At 40.7% G+C, this 16,002-nt stretch carries 13 protein-coding genes and 2 pseudogenes; 9 read left to right on the top strand and 6 right to left on the bottom strand.

Annotated features, from left to right (window positions below):
• The first annotated feature begins 28 nt into the window (after positions 1-28).
• Positions 29-919: a LysR family transcriptional regulator gene (locus SB752_RS24470; protein ID WP_410718116.1), complete on the top strand. Its 891-nt coding sequence runs from the start codon at positions 29-31 to the stop codon at positions 917-919.
• An 878-nt stretch (positions 920-1,797) separates the two neighbouring features.
• Here the strand turns inward: SB752_RS24470 and SB752_RS24465 are convergent.
• Both SB752_RS24465 and SB752_RS24460 read right to left on the bottom strand, forming a co-directional pair.
• The gene (locus SB752_RS24465; RefSeq protein ID WP_410718115.1) at positions 1,798-2,364 is read right to left on the bottom strand and encodes an NAD(P)H-dependent oxidoreductase; all 567 of its coding nucleotides are present in this window, start codon (positions 2,362-2,364) and stop codon (positions 1,798-1,800) included.
• A gap of 369 nt (positions 2,365-2,733) precedes the next feature.
• Positions 2,734-3,414 (bottom strand): SDR family NAD(P)-dependent oxidoreductase, encoded by a 681-nt coding sequence (locus SB752_RS24460; protein ID WP_410718114.1) that lies wholly within the window; start codon positions 3,412-3,414, stop codon positions 2,734-2,736.
• Between the two features lie 155 nt (positions 3,415-3,569).
• On the opposite strand from SB752_RS24460, the gene SB752_RS24455 reads away from it, so the two are divergent.
• A complete protein-coding gene (locus SB752_RS24455; RefSeq protein ID WP_410718113.1) occupies positions 3,570-4,148 on the top strand; it encodes a TetR/AcrR family transcriptional regulator in 579 nt (192 codons plus the stop codon).
• A 270-nt stretch (positions 4,149-4,418) separates the two neighbouring features.
• Here SB752_RS24455 and SB752_RS24450 read toward each other — a convergent pair whose 3' ends face one another.
• Both SB752_RS24450 and SB752_RS24445 read right to left on the bottom strand, forming a co-directional pair.
• Positions 4,419-4,856 (bottom strand): tautomerase family protein, encoded by a 438-nt coding sequence (locus SB752_RS24450; protein WP_410718112.1) that lies wholly within the window; start codon positions 4,854-4,856, stop codon positions 4,419-4,421.
• A gap of 101 nt (positions 4,857-4,957) precedes the next feature.
• Positions 4,958-5,713 carry an SDR family NAD(P)-dependent oxidoreductase gene (locus SB752_RS24445; RefSeq protein ID WP_410718111.1) on the bottom strand — a complete coding sequence of 252 codons (756 nt, stop codon included), beginning with the start codon at positions 5,711-5,713 and terminating at the stop codon, positions 4,958-4,960.
• Between the two features lie 230 nt (positions 5,714-5,943).
• Here SB752_RS24445 and SB752_RS24440 point away from each other — a divergent pair, with 230 nt between their 5' ends.
• The 6 genes and pseudogenes from SB752_RS24440 to SB752_RS24415 all read left to right on the top strand — a co-directional run bounded on the left by SB752_RS24440 (position 5,944) and on the right by SB752_RS24415 (position 12,644).
• A complete protein-coding gene (locus SB752_RS24440; RefSeq protein ID WP_410718110.1) occupies positions 5,944-6,327 on the top strand; it encodes a MerR family transcriptional regulator in 384 nt (127 codons plus the stop codon).
• Positions 6,328-6,636: 309 nt separating this feature from the next.
• Positions 6,637-6,912, top strand: a pseudogene (locus SB752_RS24435) (transposase); the annotation flags it as partial.
• Positions 6,913-7,416: 504 nt separating this feature from the next.
• On the top strand, positions 7,417-8,151 hold the full coding sequence (locus SB752_RS24430) for an IclR family transcriptional regulator (protein WP_410718109.1): 735 nt from the start codon (positions 7,417-7,419) through the stop codon (positions 8,149-8,151).
• 44 nt (positions 8,152-8,195) lie between these two features.
• Positions 8,196-9,365 (top strand): MFS transporter, encoded by a 1,170-nt coding sequence (locus SB752_RS24425; RefSeq protein WP_410718108.1) that lies wholly within the window; start codon positions 8,196-8,198, stop codon positions 9,363-9,365.
• A 19-nt stretch (positions 9,366-9,384) separates the two neighbouring features.
• Complete coding sequence (locus SB752_RS24420; protein WP_410718107.1) at positions 9,385-9,840, top strand: heme-binding protein; 456 nt, start codon at positions 9,385-9,387, stop codon at positions 9,838-9,840.
• Between the two features lie 986 nt (positions 9,841-10,826).
• Complete coding sequence (locus SB752_RS24415; RefSeq protein ID WP_410718106.1) at positions 10,827-12,644, top strand: DEAD/DEAH box helicase; 1,818 nt, start codon at positions 10,827-10,829, stop codon at positions 12,642-12,644.
• Between the two features lie 523 nt (positions 12,645-13,167).
• Here SB752_RS24415 and SB752_RS24410 read toward each other — a convergent pair.
• Positions 13,168-13,449 (bottom strand): annotated as a pseudogene (locus SB752_RS24410) (RidA family protein); the annotation flags it as partial.
• Positions 13,450-13,922: 473 nt separating this feature from the next.
• Positions 13,923-15,122: an MFS transporter gene (locus tag SB752_RS24405; protein WP_410718142.1), complete on the bottom strand. Its 1,200-nt coding sequence runs from the start codon at positions 15,120-15,122 to the stop codon at positions 13,923-13,925.
• Positions 15,123-15,336: 214 nt separating this feature from the next.
• On the opposite strand from SB752_RS24405, the gene SB752_RS24400 reads away from it, so the two are divergent.
• Complete coding sequence (locus SB752_RS24400) at positions 15,337-15,924, top strand: TetR/AcrR family transcriptional regulator (RefSeq protein ID WP_327982927.1); 588 nt, start codon at positions 15,337-15,339, stop codon at positions 15,922-15,924.
• Positions 15,925-16,002 lie beyond the last annotated feature (78 nt).

Here is a 16,002-nt window from a genome sequence, read left to right as displayed (position 1 = left end):
TTATTATAAAGGAGATACCATAATTGTTATGACACATTCGCAACTAATGTTGTTTGTGAAAATAGTCGAGACTGGTAGTTTCACTAAAGCCGGTGAGCAATTGAATATGACACAACCTGCCGTAAGCCGCGCCATCTCTGCGCTTGAATCGGAATTAGGAGTCACCCTCATGATACGGGATCGGAGAAGCGGGGTCATTCTCACTGATATTGGTTTGCGCTTGCTAGCCATATTCAGAGACATTTTGCACGGCTACAATAAGGTAGAGCAGGAGGTAACGGCTGAAAAAGGGTTTGAAGTCGGCACCGTTCGCGTCGGGGCCTTCCCAATTGTGTCCGCGCACTTCTTGCCGAAAATATTGCGGGTGATCGGGGAGAAGTTCCCGGGGCTGACATTCGAACTGTACGAAGGAACCATCGACGAGATTAAAAAATGGCTAGATTCCAGAATGATCGATGTCGGATGGATTATTCCGCCGAGCAACGAACTGGAAACGATTCCATTCTTCCGAGATGAATTATGTTTAGTCCTTCGGGATGATCATCCATTGCAAAGCCGCCCGACAATCCATATCACGGATCTGGATAATGAACCTATGATTGTGTGCAATGGTGGGTTTGTAACGCCGATTTACGAGCTGTTCCAGCAATTCGGAACCACTTTGCGGACCAAATATGATGGTCACAACATAAACACGGCGTTGAGCATGATTCAAGAAGGACTGGGAGTCTCGATCGTATCGAAAACTTCGTTGTCGTTATCGGCACTGCCGCCTAATGTCCGCATTAGGACAATTGATCCGCAGCTGTTTAGAGAGATTCATCTGGCGGTTCCTTCTTTGAAGGAGGCTCCACACGGAGTGAAACTGTTTCTGCAGACCGCAAAGGAGCTTTATTTGTCCCGAGACCGGAACCACTAAACTAACGGGTTCGAATAGTGTAATGAGTCGGTCTAAAACTTTATTATTCAGTTTAGATCCATGGATCGCTTCCTTCTAACGTCGAGTCTAAAACTAATTTTCAAAAATCTAGTGATATAGAAGACCGGAACTCCTTATACCATAATGGGTTCCGGTCTAATACTTTATTTTCACTGAACACTTGCTTTTAAGGATATTTAATAAATCAACGATTTTATACTATCTTGTATCCACTTTAACCATAGACTTTACTATTTTTGTTAATTGCTTTGGTGTTGTTCGTCCAGTGATAATGTACCACGTTTTTCCGTTATCATAAGACCAGCCAGCATCTGAACTGACTTCCTCATTTGTTTCAATAACTGTTATTTGTCCTTTTGTCGCACCATTAACAGGATTAGTTCCCTTTGGTATGGTTGCCATAACACGCTTTATGATATGAAAAGCATTGTTGGTATTCTTCGCCCACACTAAGTATTCCGGTCTTTACTAATTGGAAGCCACATATTACTATTGCAGACTACTTAGAAATCGATATTGAATTTATTGTGCTTTGTACATTTTTAAATGCTGGAACCTTGATGTTAACCCCAACTCCACCAAAACAGCTCATTGATCTACATATAGAGTATCTCGCTAGCTTTAGTGAATACTCAAATCCAGAATCGTTGTAGTTAACCAATATGTGGACACTACATTGCACGAATGCAAACAGATAGAGTCAAACTGGGCTTATTGAAGCATTTGTTTACTGTTCAAAACAGTATCTATAATCGGCAACGAAAGATTTTACTAAGGACAATAGTTCAACCAAAACAGGGAGCAGCTCCGCAACGGGCTGCTCCTAGTGCCGTATATTATTTTTTTGTGTTTATTCCTTACAACTTGTTCACCATCTCCTTAATCTGTTCCAGCCAATCAGCACGAGTTGCTTCTTCGGAACTCGGTACGGACTCGAAAATCACATGGTTCAGCACCTCTAGACCACAATATTCGAAAATGCCTATGTCGGAAGTTAGAATTAAAGCTTTGTCCATGCCACTTGCGGCATATTGGGCATGCGATTTTCCTTGCGTGTTGATAATTATGGCTTTTTTGCCTTTAAGCAGTCCCTTTTGTTCTCCATTTACGTAACGATACGCAAACCCATACGAAAATACTCGTTCAATGTAGCCTTTGACGATTGCCGGCAGTCCAGTCCACCATATCGGATAGATAAAGGTAATCACATCCGCCCATATTAGATATTCCTGCTCCTTTTCGATCTCTTCACCTACGCCGCCCAGAATCTCACTGCTGCTAATGACAGGCTGGAACTCCATCGCGTACAGATCGCGGACGTTGACCTCGTGTCCTTTTTGGCGGAGGCTTTGGACGGTGGTTTCCAATATGGCATGGTTAAAGCTTTCTTTTCTCGGATGGGCATACACGATTAAATGGTTCACAATAACTTCTCCTCTCGTTTTGCGGTATTCCTTCTAGTGACCAAGGCACGACTCCCTGATCATCAAAAAAGCCTCCAGTGGGACCGTCATTATTTATTGTGGCCAGCTTCACAACAATGGAAGCTCCTTGTTAGGCTGATATCGACTATCATTAATACTTTAGGAGCATGGGGAAAAGACTATAAACCTAAATATGACTATGGACAATGAGGAACGGCTGCTTTTTCGTGAAGCTACTGGGCCGTTTCACTGTTAAATGCTTGAATCATTCAACTTACCAAATAGGTTCTTGTTAGAAACAGGACAAGAACCTATTTGGTTAACCGTAGCAGTTATACATTATTAATCATGCATTGCATTAAAGAACAATTAGAAGATTTTAGCCGGATCAAGCTCCGGAGGAGGGAATGTTTCTTCAAAGCGGTCCTTATTCTCGTATAAATTATACCAAGCGTCTGCAATAACATCGGGGTCCCCTGCTGTTCCGGTTTGTATCAGAGTTCCGATAGAAAGATGTCCGATATATACGCCTTTTTCTTTCAACTCATTGTGCAGGTTTGTGGCATAATTGCGAATACCCGCCCCAACGATTCCGGCATTCCCGATCATAGGCAAAGGGAACATGGCGGATATGCCCGTTGTAAATAAAATGGCACCTGAACCGTTATTTATCATTTCGGGCAGAACTTCATTGACGGAAAGAATAGCAGGCAACAAATAGCCATTGATTTGTTCTAATACGCTTTGAGGCGTAGTTTCAATCACGTTTGTAAATGTATTCTCCTTGGCATAGGGGCTAAATTCCAACACATCAATCGAACCGAACTCTTTTTTTGCAGCTTGAATGGCTCGTTTCAAAGCGGCTAAGTCTGTAATATCCGCTACAAATGACTGTGTTTCAATATTTTGTTTTCTAAGCTCGCTTTCGATAATAGCTAATTTCTCAGGATTACGTGCAATCGGCACAACCCTAAAACCATTTTCTCCGAATTTTTTCGCTAGAGACAAACCTAATCCAAGACCTGCACCAATTATGACAATAGTTTTCATTATTCTATAGCTCCTTATCTGTGATATATTAAAAGAAACACATGTTGCTTTAATGAACACTATACAGCCAAAGGTATAACGCAACAATCAACAACCCAGTGCGAATGTTGCTAAAGGAACAAAAATAATAAATTGTTGGGTTACAGGTGAAGGAAATGGCAACAAAAGTAATGAATCTAAGAACAACGCAGACGAAACAATCATTGATTAATGCTTATTTTCATTTGGTTTCAAAAAAAGATTTCGAAAAAATTACGATTGCGGATATAACAAAGGGAGCACGAGTTAATCGGGCCACATTCTATGCTCACTTTAATGATAAATACGATTTAATGGACTATATTATGGGGGATTCAGCTTCGGCTTCAATTGAGAACCATACTTCAGGCATAGTGAAATTCGATCAGGACAGCATAAAACAGCTGGTGTTAGCGGTATGCGATTTTTATCAACAACCGAACATTGAATGTCGCAGTAGCTATGGTGGCTTGGTCCTACCGCAAATGAAAGAAAAAATGTTAAACGAATTAAAGGTTTTTTTGTCGAAAAGTTTGGAACATGTTTATACAGATAACGAGAAGAACATGTTTGTGCCCATTTTTGCACAAATCATTCATGAGGGTGCCTTGCAATGGGCCACTGGCAGCGTCACCACGAATAAAGAGGAAGTGGCCAAGAAGATTGCTCTATTTGTAGTGGACGGCTCTCAGTCTTTCGAAGGAAAAGTACGCTAACTGTGAATGATAGCACCATGATATGACGGCAGCCGGCTTCCCGATCGGCTGCTTTTGTTCGTTAAAGTTAACCAGATAATCATTTGGCTGAAAATGAAATGAAGATACTTAATATTTAAACGGATTAAGACCGTTTGCCTTAGCACTTTTGGAGTTTTTCGATCGGGGTCGAAAAAACTCTGCAAACTCCCATTAATGGAATTGTCGTATCAGAAAATTGAACATTTATCTTCGCAACTGGTGCATTGTTGTTGGGCCGCAATTTGCTGCTCAAATGATTACCATAGCTGCCGCGTCAATTGGTGATGTTGGGTAAGCTGCTAAATCCGCTTTCCGCCCAAAGATCCCCCAATTTTCTTCGGGGACTTCGTGAATAACGATATAGACGGGCATGAGATTAGAAGTACCGAGTTGTCGTCCGAAAATTGTGGTAGCTCCTTCGATCAGCCTTTTTTTGGCGTCGCTGTCTAAACCGCCCTCAATTACGAAGATCTGCACGCTGACAACATTCGTTGTCGCTTCTTCTTCTCCCATAAAAACGGTATCTCGATCGTAAAGATTAAAATAGGTCCAAACCGTACTTTTGATGAAGGGTGACTTTGGCAAGGTTTCGCATTCAAGCGCAAAATCTGTAAGTTCTCCGACAATTGCTCGCCGTGCCTTCAAATCGAATGCAGCTTCAGGTGCGTGAACAATAATCTTTGGCATTGTATTTTTCCTTTCCTTAGACATATTTTTGAGGTCGCCGCATCTCCACGCAGCGGCCTCTGACAACTAGAAGGAAGGTACTTTGGGGCCATTACTTGCGATCAGATGTTCTGACCACCCGAGACTTCGATTCTCTGAGCATTAACCCAGCGATTATCGTTTTCAAGTAGGCTGGCGACTGTGGGACCAATGTCCTCAGGTACCCCGACTCGACCAAGGGCAGTCATCGCGGCAAACGTGTCATTGTAAGCAGGTATGTCGCGTACAGAACCTCCTAGAAAATCGGTTTCGATTGCTCCAGGTGCAATGGTATTAGCGGTGATACCTCGGTGACCAAGTTCTTTGGCCATATAGAGGGTTAGAATCTCGACCGCTCCCTTCGCCGCAGAATAGGCGGAGAATCCGGGATAAGATACACGAGTGAGACCTGATGAGAAATTCACAATACGGCCACCATCTGCAAGAAGTGGCAGAAGGGTCTGAGTCAAGAAAAACACGCCCTTGACGTGCACATTAAACAGGCCGTCGAACTGAGCTTCTGTTGTTTCGGCGAAGTCTATCATTTCTCCGTGGCCGGCATTGTTCACCAGATGATTGAAAGTGGGGCTATCCCAAGTAGAATGCAAGGTCGAACGGACTGTCTTAGCAAAGGCCGCAAAGCTGGCGATGTTTCCAACATCGAGTTGTAGAGCGACTGCTTTACGCCCCAGAGCTTCGATTTCAGTAACAACAGACTTTGCTTCATCTACTTGGCTACGATAGGTCAGGATGACATCACCGCCATGACGCGCAATACTGATGGCAGTATTGCGTCCAAGTCCGCGGCTGCCGCCAGTGACGATTGAGATATTTGTCATTGTAACTTCATCCTCTCAAGAATCATTATTAATTTCATTGTTATCATAAAAGATAAAGTTCACTTTAAGTCAAGGCTTTTTTATATAATAATAAGTACATAATTGAACAGAGGATTTCTTTGTTTTAATCATATTTTTACCAATATTTATAGCAAAAACACGGTTAATTTAATTGGGCAAGTCAAGAAGGTGTTGAAGTTCACTTTAACAGAAGGGGTGAAGGTATATTTATGTTGACTATAAGAGAAGTAACTGAATTGACAGGAATGGCGGCTCCCACACTTCGATATTACGAAAAGGAGGGGCTGCTTCCACATGTGAAGAGAAATGAAAATGGGAAGCGGTTATATGACGAAGAAGATTTAAGCTGGATACACTTTGTTACTGCACTTCGAGCAACAGGAATGCCGATTGCCCAAATTCAGAAGTATGTATACTTGTATAAAGAAGGGGATTCGACTATTTCGGAACGGAAAAGGATGATGCTTCATCATAAAAAAGAAATTGAGAAGAGTATAGGGGAACTATATTTTAATTTGGACAAAATAAACTATAAACTTGCTCTATATGATGTATTAGAATCACAGATTGCACGGACTAGCATAAAAATTTGACTAAAGCCTGTTTCCGAAACGCATACGGTATAAACGTCAGTAGACCCAGGCTTATCATTGTACTGGGGCTGTTATAGATTTTATCACGTAGTCATCAGTGGAATAGACGAAGACAAAGGCAAAAACGGCTCCAGTAACTTCGGATCACGGGGAGCCTCGAGCTGCGGCAACTTCTCAAAAAGATGCATGAGGTACTTAAACGGATGCAGTCCATTCGAGTCTGTAAAATATTTTGTGTAAACTCTCAACCTCTAAACTACAATTAGGAGTAGAAAGATTGGGAGATTTTTATGATGTCAAAAGGAGCAGATCAAGCAGTGGATCAAAGAGAAAAACATGAAGTCAGTGGACGATGTACAGTCAGCGTTAAAGAATCTATTCCCAGACACAATACAAGAAATGTTGGAAGCTGAAATCGAGTCTTCTCTTGGATACGCCAAGCATGATATGAAAAACAAGCGGACAACCAACAGCCGCAATGGGTATAGCAAGAAAACCGTCCGTTCTGAGTACGGGGATGTTGACATCCAAGTCCCTCGAGATCGAGAGAGTGATTTTGAGCCTTACATTGTAAAGAAACATCAGTCCAATCCGACAGACCCCCTAAATCAATAAGCTCAGAGTGTTGTCAACTTGAGTAAGTTTTTTCTGACGGACTATAATGTTGGACACACAGAAGCAAAGTTGATGCTTGCACCTTTTGTACTCAAGTTGTGCTGACAAGCGTGTTGGTATGAGACCTCATCGATAATTAGTCCTCTAGATATGAACTTGATATTATTTAGAATAAAGCACTTTGGAGATCAAAAGATTAGAGGGGGACATGGCTTGTCGAACAACCATTTAATTTAGAAAGGAACGGGCGAGGCATTACGCTCCCTCAGATAATAAGATTTAACGAACCTTAAGTGGTTCGTTATTTTTTTCGGGAAATCAGCTACATGGCTTTGAATATTAATCTTCGTCTAAGTAGAAATTACTTTGGATGGATCTTATACAGGTTTCAAATATAGAAACAAAAGGGTCTTTTTTTGAAATCTAATTCTCGTGCAGTTAATATAGGCATTGTTGAAAGCGGGGTGAAGACAAATGAGTCAGTATGAAGTGGCCACTTTAAAAAAAGGACTCATGATCGTAGATGCTTTACTAATAGAAGAGAGCATGACATTAAGTGAATTAATGAGAAAATTTTCCTTAAACAAATCGACGACCTTTCGTTTACTCTACACTCTTGAATTAATGGGATATGTGAAGAAAGAAGATCAATCATATAGTGTAACAGATAAAGTTGCTGGTCGAACGAATCCTTATAATGCTAAATTGAGCTGGTTATCGGTTCCACCACTTTTTCAGGTAAGCTCTGAAATTGGGGAAACAGTCTATATAGGAATTTTAGACGGAACAGATATCGTAACAACACAAGTTGTAGATGGCACACATTCTGTTAGAAGTCATACGCAAGTTGGAGAGCGCTCTCCTGCTCATTTAAGTGCACTCGGCAAAGTCATATTGGCTTTCCTAGGTGAACAGGGAAGAGGTAAAGTGATCAATCAATTGAAGTTAACTCAAAAAACTGAAAACACATTTGTAGATCCTCACTTACTGAAGGAACATTTAAAAGTAATTCGTGAGCAAGGATATGCCGTAGATGATGAGGAAACGGAAATTGGCTTAAGATGTATTGCTGCGCCTATTTTGTTAAAAGATGAAATTATTGCTGCTGTAGCTTTATCAGGCCCAGCTGTACGTTTAAACAAAAAAATGGATCGATCCCTAAGTAAAAGACTAATTCAATGCAGTGAAGAGATTTCTAAGATGTTATAAGGTAGTAGGTTATTAAGAGAGAAGCTAGGGAGGGGCTTGAGAAAATGACGATTAAAGTATATATTGCATTACTTTCATTAGCTGTATGTGCATTTGCAATCGGAACAACAGAATTTGTTATCATCGGATTACTGCAAACTGTCGCAAATGATCTAAGTATTTCAGTTACAAAAGCTGGGACTTTAATTTCTGGATATGCCATTGCATTAGCTGTAGGTACACCAATAGTGACTGCTCTAACTGGGCGGATTCCCAAGAAGGGATATCTAATCATTTTAATGTTGATCTTTACTATGGGAAATCTAATTTCAGCGGTTGCTGGATCTTACGAGATCTTAATGCTATCACGTGTAATAACAGCCGTCTCACATGGTGTGTTTTTTGCGGTAGCTTCAATTGTTGCTACTGAGATCGTACCTGAAGGAAAAAAAGGAACGGCTATTTCCATTATGTTTACGGGGTTAACAGTTGCTACGATCGTGGGTGTACCATTAGGAACCTTTATTGGACAGAATCTTGGATGGCGTTCGACATTTGGAGTAGTTGCCATCTTAGGGTTTATCGGTTTGATCGTAAATATATTTGCGGTGGATAAATTTAAAACGCAAGGAAATCCACCAACTTTAAAAGATGTAGGGTTGCTTATTAAGAACTATCGCATTCTTCTTGCCTTGTTTATGACAGCATTAGGGTTTGGAGCAACATTCGTTTTGTTTACTTATCTGGCTCCAATTCTAGAAGAGATAAGTGGCTATTCTTCCGAGAATATTTCCTTTTTGCTTCTTTTATATGGGGTTGCAGTAGCAATTGGTAATATCATTGGGGGAAAAATGGCCAATAATCATCCCGTAAAAGCATTGCGTTTGATCTTCATCCTTGAAGGAATAGTCCTTTTACTTCAAATGTGGTTCTTGCCAAGCAAGTCACTGAGTATTGTAGGTCTTCTTTTACTAGGACTAGTCGCTTTTATGATGTCACCAGGTGTGCAAGCTTATATCCTCACTCTAGCTGAAAAGTTAGTCCCATCTGCAAAAAATATCGCTTCAGCTTTAAATGTATCTGCCTTTAATGTTGGAATTGCAGTCGGTTCAAGTCTAGGTGGGGTAGCTGTTGTTTACCTAAGTTATTTAGATACCGCTTGGATAGGCGCTATTATGGCAGCAGGCGCGTTTCTCCTCGCAGTAATAAATAATAAATTAGATCAAAAACATTAACAAATGGGAGGAATTATCAATGGATTTGAAACAACTTGAGCAATTAGAAAATGAACTTCAATTTGAGAAGTTTACCCATGAAGACGCTTTGAATCTTGGTTTGACACTGATCAATTATGCAAAAGAGAATGGAGTAGCAATTGCTATTCACATTGAACGCAATCGTGTCCCTGTCTTTACCCATTTAATGGAAGGAACTTCTGAAGAGAATTATACTTGGCTCTTCCGTAAGAAACGTGTATTGGATCACTACAATCGTAGCACTCAATTCATTGCAAAACGCTTCGAAGAAAGTGGATTGAGCCATGAAGTTAATTCACTCTTATCCCCAAGTGAGTTCCAAGCAGTTGGAGGATCATTTCCAATTCGGATTAAAGGGGTTGGAGTTATCGGTTCCGTTACGGTTGGAGGTCTAACAGGACAACTAGACCACGACTACGCTGTAGAAGGAGTCCGAAGATTATTAAAAGGGTAAAACTTACTAATTAATAGATTTTGAATAAATCAGTTTGTATAAAATGTCAACTGGATTGCTCACTCTTGTTATAAATATGTATTGTTTCATAAATAGAGTCCAGTCAACTCAAATTGCCCCTTAATTGTTAACCTTTTCTGATTAAATCTATCAAAATGAATTTAGTCCGTTGATCATTTCTCTGGAATGATTTCTTAGGGGGTGTGAATAATGATCAGAAGTGTGTTGCAAGGGAAGCTCGGTTATAGAAGTATATGGGCAGATCACAGTGCTGGAATCGCGCACTCGCTTGGTACATGTAGAAAAAGATGGAGTAACAAGGAAGATTCCTTTCTCGATATCATGAAGGTAAGTTATGGTTACAGTTCGTGAACCAAATTAGGATGTAACCTTTTAACATGTGCAGGTTGATTGAGTTTACACGAAATTTTTGACAGAACCTGTTGGTCACTTGGTTATTAGGCAGTCAGCTTCTTGTGGATAGCAATTTCACTTTGCCAAAGCCTAAACGTATTGCCTAAAGCTTAATATGTTTGCCCAAGAGCCGAGCAAATTTCAGGAATCGCTCCTGATTTTCCTCGGCTTTTTTCAAATCAAAACTCAAACCTCGTCTTTCTCTGCTCTTAACGGAAAACTTAGTTTGCCTTTTTGACCCCGATTTTCTCTGTTCTGGCTCTGTTTTTCCCCTGCTTTTCATGCAGATATATGTTACTTCAGGTGTTCCATCCCGCAAAGGTCCAACAACACCTAACACATACGGCAGAGATGCCGTTTTTTTATGTGTATTTGTGTTTACTTCATCAATACATGTGGAGTGCTGTTCACTGAATGCTGAGATTCGTTCGGTCAGTTCAGAATCTTTAGTGTGTAATACCTCTTCCATTCAAAGATAAAAATGGGACCTAACTAATGGAAAACAGTGCAAAATACAAGTCTACCTATTTTTTTTAACCCCTATAATATTCATGGTAGGAGAGTGATGATAGATGGAAATAATGGTTGTGTGGAAGGATTACCTTCGTCCGTACGATAGTTCAAATGATTATGTTAAAGAAATTATTAATGCAGGTCACCACTTAAGTCGTTCAGGAGCAGTCTATAATTATAGCCATGATGAAAAATCAATTCATGCTAGTGTTGCTGGTAAAAACGGTAAACAAGAGGTGAAAATTCAGGAGTTAACATACACTTGTACATGTTCTGTAGCGTCGTTTTGTGAACATATCACGGCTACCTTTTTCTACACAGAAAGTATGCAAAAACCCGGACAGCTAAGCGAACTATTTAGATATTGGAAGGCTATCGAAAAAAGAAGCATACCTTCAGATCGTTCGGAAAATCCATTGTATAGTGACCAATTAAAGGATATCAAAAAAAGAAAAACTCCTTTAAAGAAGACTGCAGAGCTAACCGGTACATTACGACAATATCAATTAGAGGGAGCTGAATGGTTAGTACATCTAAATAAACATAAAATGGGAGCTTTATTAGCAGATGATATGGGATTAGGTAAAACGATTCAAACAATTGCTTTCTTTAATGAAGTACGTCACAAACAAAAAATTTCATTGATTGTGGTACCGACTTCATTATTAGCTAATTGGGAAAAAGAAATCAGTAAATTCGCTCCCAATATTAAAGTTCACATTCACTATGGAACCAAACGGGAAAAAGGGAGTTTCAAAATGTATATAGGTAAATTCGATATTATCTTAACAACTTATAGCACACTTACAAATGATCAAATCCTCTTCAAGAACATGAATTGGCATATTATTTGTTTGGATGAAGCACAGCATATTAAAGATACCCAAACAAAAAGATCAAATGTTATACGCACTTTGAAGAGTGAGGGTAAAGTTGCCTTAAGTGGAACTCCTATTGAAAATCGCCTAATGGAGCTATGGTCACTTGTTGAATTTTTAAATCCAAAGTTTCTTGGTACACAAGCAGTATTTAAGCAACTATATGTCCAACCAATCGAACGTGAGCATAACCAAGAAAAGAAACAACAGTTACAACAGCTCATCCAGCCTTTCATTCTACGCAGAACAAAGAAGGAAGAAAAAATAAAAGGTGATTTACCCGAGAAATTAGAACAAAAGCAATACTGCACTTTAACTGATGAACAAGAAGAGTTATACAAAAAATTGGTACATGAAGTAAAAGAAGAAGCAAAAATGTTATCGAGGAAAAAACGGAAGCCATATATGATGACCATGATTGGTAAATTAAAGCAATTATGCAATCATCCGGGATTATACTTAAAAGAACAAAACATAACGAAAATCGCTGAACGTTCTAACAAAGTAGCACTCGTTGATGAACTAATTAGGACTATTCTTGAGGCAAATGAAAGTGTTATTGTTTTTACTCAGTATGTAAAAATGGGGGAACTATTACAACAACATTTAACTGAAAGATTTGGTGTCAATGTTCTATTCTTGAACGGTAGTACTTTACAACATGAACGGGCAAAGATGGTGGAGGATTTCCAAAGCAAAAAAACACCTATTTTTATCCTTTCTTTGAAAGCTGGAGGAACAGGTTTGAACCTAACAGCAGCTAACCATGTTATTCATTTTGATCGTTGGTGGAACCCAGCAGTTGAAAATCAAGCCACCGACCGTGTACACCGCATAGGTCAAGAAAACTTTGTACAAGTCCATAAAATAATTACTATTAATACATTAGAAGAAAAAATTGATAACGTCTTAAGTTATAAACAAGAATTGAGTGAATCCATGTTATCAACTTCTGGTACAAATTCGATCTTTGATGAAGATATTGATAATTTAATCTAATTTATCTGAATGAACATACAGAGGCGATTTTCATGTACCACATTGGAATCTGTAATGACGGAGAGGAGCAAAGGGAACAGGTCAAGCGAATGCTGCTCGCTTTATCCGTCAAGACCGGGATTGATTTTCAGGTCACCTTGTTTCAAGCGGGCTTAAAAGCCGTGGGTTTTATTGACCATTATGCATTTTTAGGAAAAAAACCAGGCTTTCTTGGCCAGAAACTTTGTTATTTGGATTTTTAGGCAAAATCCTGCTGCAGCCCCTCTTAATTCGGGGCTGGCCAACCTGGATCGTCTATCGAACATTACGATAGCCGAGGTCTAAGATAGCCGTTTTGACTGATTACAATTGGTGTTTTGGTACCATAAACGCGATAAAAAAAGCGGTGGAAGATGGTCTTAGCCCACTTTGTCGATACCGGGAATCGATTGGATAATCTCATATTCTTCAACTTCTTCAGCAAGAGCATCAATCTGGTCCTGTAAGCTGGAAAGATGCTCTTGAAACCCTTCTGCTTTGCGCCAACGGCGCTTATTTCAATCAATTGCTCAGGGGACGCAAGATATGTCACGCCGATGAGACTGCCAGCCGGCCGGTGTTGTCCCACGTATTCCTTGAACTGCCGGATGACCGGCTCGGTATGTTCTTGAGCGTTTGTCAAATAGATCTCCACATAAGCGAGGTTCGACCTCGTGACATCAAATCCCGCCAGTACGCGATCAAGATTTTCTAGCGTTTGTCGGGTCTGTGCCTCTATATCGCCTTCGCCAACGAACGTGCCCTCCGTGTCGTGAGAAAATTGTCCCAAGAAACACTATTACCCGTTTTGGAAGAGTTATGTGAATGGGGAGTAAAAAATCAAATATAAACTAACCGCTCCCCGGAATAGGAAAACAGTATACCAGTATATAAGACATTGTCTACACTAAAAGCTTGACAAACATTAGCTGGTTTTCTCTGAACAGCTGTTTAGTGATAAAAAAGTGTAGAACCAGTTAAAAAAGTCTGGAACCAGTAAAAAACTGTGGAACTCCTAAAACAGTCCCGATGATGCTTTGTTAGGTCATCGGGTCTGTTTATTATGAAGGGGCCGTTAGCCAGTGTTAGAGGAGCGAATTCACTAGTTATCAGAATGTTAACGACGGCCGCTTGCTATTACTTCGAGTATCCGATGAGGGCCGCTGTGTTTTCGTGCACGGAGAAGCGGGCTACATAAATACAAAAATATTGGTAGGATTGCTCGGTTTAATGCCACAGACGTTGACTGTATCCGATTTCTTAGGAACGTTTCTTTTCTGATGCAAAATATAGCAGGGCAAGGACAGGAAAAACAACTCCAATCCATAAGACTGCATTCCATCCCCCTACGGCGTAAGACCAACCACCAATAGCAGATCCAATAGCACCCCCGAAAAAGAATATCGCCATAAAGAGTCCGTTCAATCGACTGCGAATCTCTGGTCCCAGCGAGAATATCTCACGTTGTCCAAGCACAAGGTTCGCGGAAACACCGGCATCCAAAATAATGGCTGATACGACTAGGGCAGTGATCCCAACAATAGAACTGGACTGAAATAGAAGAGGCAACAAAACAGAGACGATGACGGCAATGATAGCAACCCCAGTTGCGGGTTTTGTCCAGCCACGATCCGCAATCCGTCCAGCTACTGGTGCAGCAAGTGATCCAGCTACTCCTACAAGTGCGAACAGCGCGATGGCTTTCTGCGAAAAATGAAATGCAGGACTAGACAAGAGCAAAGGGGCTGTAGTCCAAAAAAGGCTGAAGGTGGCAAATAAACAAGCATGGTAAGCGGCTCGGCGTCGTAGGATCGGTGTAGTGACCAGGAGCTGCCACATGGAACCAAGCAAGGCTATATAGGTTATGTCTGATTTCGGTTTTCGAGTAGGTAGCACCTTCCAAAGAACGATCGCTAAGATAAACACCGCTATTGCAGACAAGGCAAAAATGGCATGCCAGCCAAAAGCGTCCGCTACAAGGCTCGATATTGGGCGCGAGAGCATTATGCCCAACAACAAACCACTCATGACATTACCAACTATGCGGCCACGTGTAGCATCTGTTGAGAGATAGGATGCAAAAGGTACCAGAACTTGGGCAGCGACTGAGCCCAAACCTATAAAGAGGGAAACGATAAGAAATAGTGTCGCTTCTTTTGTCACAGCCGCAGCACCGAGAGATCCGGCTGTAAAAAGCAACGCTGTGAAAACCAGCTTTCGGTTTTCAAGTATATCCCCCAAGGGAACGATAAACAGCAAACCGACAACGTATCCGATTTGCGTTAGTGTCACGATGAAACCAGCGCTGCCAGCAGACAGCCCAATGGAAGAACGAATCAATCCAACTAAAGGCTGAGCATAATAAAGATTGGCTACAATAATGCCGCATGCTGTTGCTAGAAGTAAGGTCAGCCAAGTAGGGATACCCTTTTCAATAGCGTTATTTCTCGTAGGATTCATACTCTCACTCTTTTCTTTAAATAGTGGTGGGATTGTAGAGGACATCAAGCCTCCTATCCCATGAGAAGATACCATCTAAAAATAGAAACTAAACGTTTAGTTTTATTATTACAAACAAATAATATACTGAACGTTTAGTTTTGTAAATAGGCAAATAACGATTCCTTTTTCAACCGCAGTAAGTATACTAGACGTATAGTATATTTTAAGAGGAATGATGAATGTGCAAGGAAAAAGAGGGCGTCCGCGCAATGTAGAAACGCATAAGTCAATCCTTTCCGCATCCTACGAGCTCTTGTTGGAAGATGGCTTTAAAGCGGTCACCGTAGATAAAATTGCGGAGCGAGCGAAAGTTAGCAAGGCAACGATATACAAATGGTGGCCAAACAAAGCTGCTGTAATCATGGAAGGGTTTCTTTATGCTGCAACTGCGAGATTACCTGTTCCTGATACGGGCTCGACATTTCAAGATATTTTCATTCATGCGACCAGTTTAACGAGGTTTTTGACAAGTAGAGAGGGAAACATAATCAAAGAGTTAATAGGAGAAGGGCAGCTGGATTCCAATTTGGCGCTGGAATATCGAGAGCGGTTTTTCCAGCCCAGACGCATGCAGGCAAAAGAGCTTTTTGAGAAAGGAATACAGCGAGGAGATTTGAAAGAGAATCTGGATGTTGAATTATGTATCGACCTTGTTTATGGACCGATTTTTTATCGTCTGCTTGTAACCGGGGATGAGTTGAATGATTCCTATATGCATGATCTGGTAACAAACGCATTTGAAGGAATCCGATCGAAATGAGCGATACAAAGACAAAATGATGTGTTTTTGTTTCAAAGGACAGTGGTATCTAGGACTAATTATTGAATCCTAGATTGC

Origin of the sequence: Brevibacillus sp. SIMBA_040 (assembly GCF_046535075.1) — a bacterium.
In the GTDB taxonomy this organism is placed as follows: Bacteria; Bacillota; Bacilli; order Brevibacillales; family Brevibacillaceae; genus Brevibacillus.
This window is presented reverse-complemented; position numbering and strand designations above follow the sequence as displayed.

Coding starts and splice junctions, on each gene's coding strand:
- SB752_RS24470 (WP_410718116.1), top strand. CDS start 29: ATGACACATTCGCAACTAATGTTGTTTGTGAAAATAGTCGAGACTGGT.
- SB752_RS24460 (WP_410718114.1), bottom strand. CDS start 3,414: ATGAAAACTATTGTCATAATTGGTGCAGGTCTTGGATTAGGTTTGTCT.
- SB752_RS24455 (WP_410718113.1), top strand. CDS start 3,570: ATGGCAACAAAAGTAATGAATCTAAGAACAACGCAGACGAAACAATCA.
- SB752_RS24450 (WP_410718112.1), bottom strand. CDS start 4,856: ATGCCAAAGATTATTGTTCACGCACCTGAAGCTGCATTCGATTTGAAG.
- SB752_RS24445 (WP_410718111.1), bottom strand. CDS start 5,713: ATGACAAATATCTCAATCGTCACTGGCGGCAGCCGCGGACTTGGACGC.
- SB752_RS24440 (WP_410718110.1), top strand. CDS start 5,944: ATGTTGACTATAAGAGAAGTAACTGAATTGACAGGAATGGCGGCTCCC.
- SB752_RS24430 (WP_410718109.1), top strand. CDS start 7,417: ATGAGTCAGTATGAAGTGGCCACTTTAAAAAAAGGACTCATGATCGTA.
- SB752_RS24425 (WP_410718108.1), top strand. CDS start 8,196: ATGACGATTAAAGTATATATTGCATTACTTTCATTAGCTGTATGTGCA.
- SB752_RS24420 (WP_410718107.1), top strand. CDS start 9,385: ATGGATTTGAAACAACTTGAGCAATTAGAAAATGAACTTCAATTTGAG.
- SB752_RS24415 (WP_410718106.1), top strand. CDS start 10,827: ATGGAAATAATGGTTGTGTGGAAGGATTACCTTCGTCCGTACGATAGT.
- SB752_RS24405 (WP_410718142.1), bottom strand. CDS start 15,122: ATGAATCCTACGAGAAATAACGCTATTGAAAAGGGTATCCCTACTTGG.
- SB752_RS24400 (WP_327982927.1), top strand. CDS start 15,337: ATGATGAATGTGCAAGGAAAAAGAGGGCGTCCGCGCAATGTAGAAACG.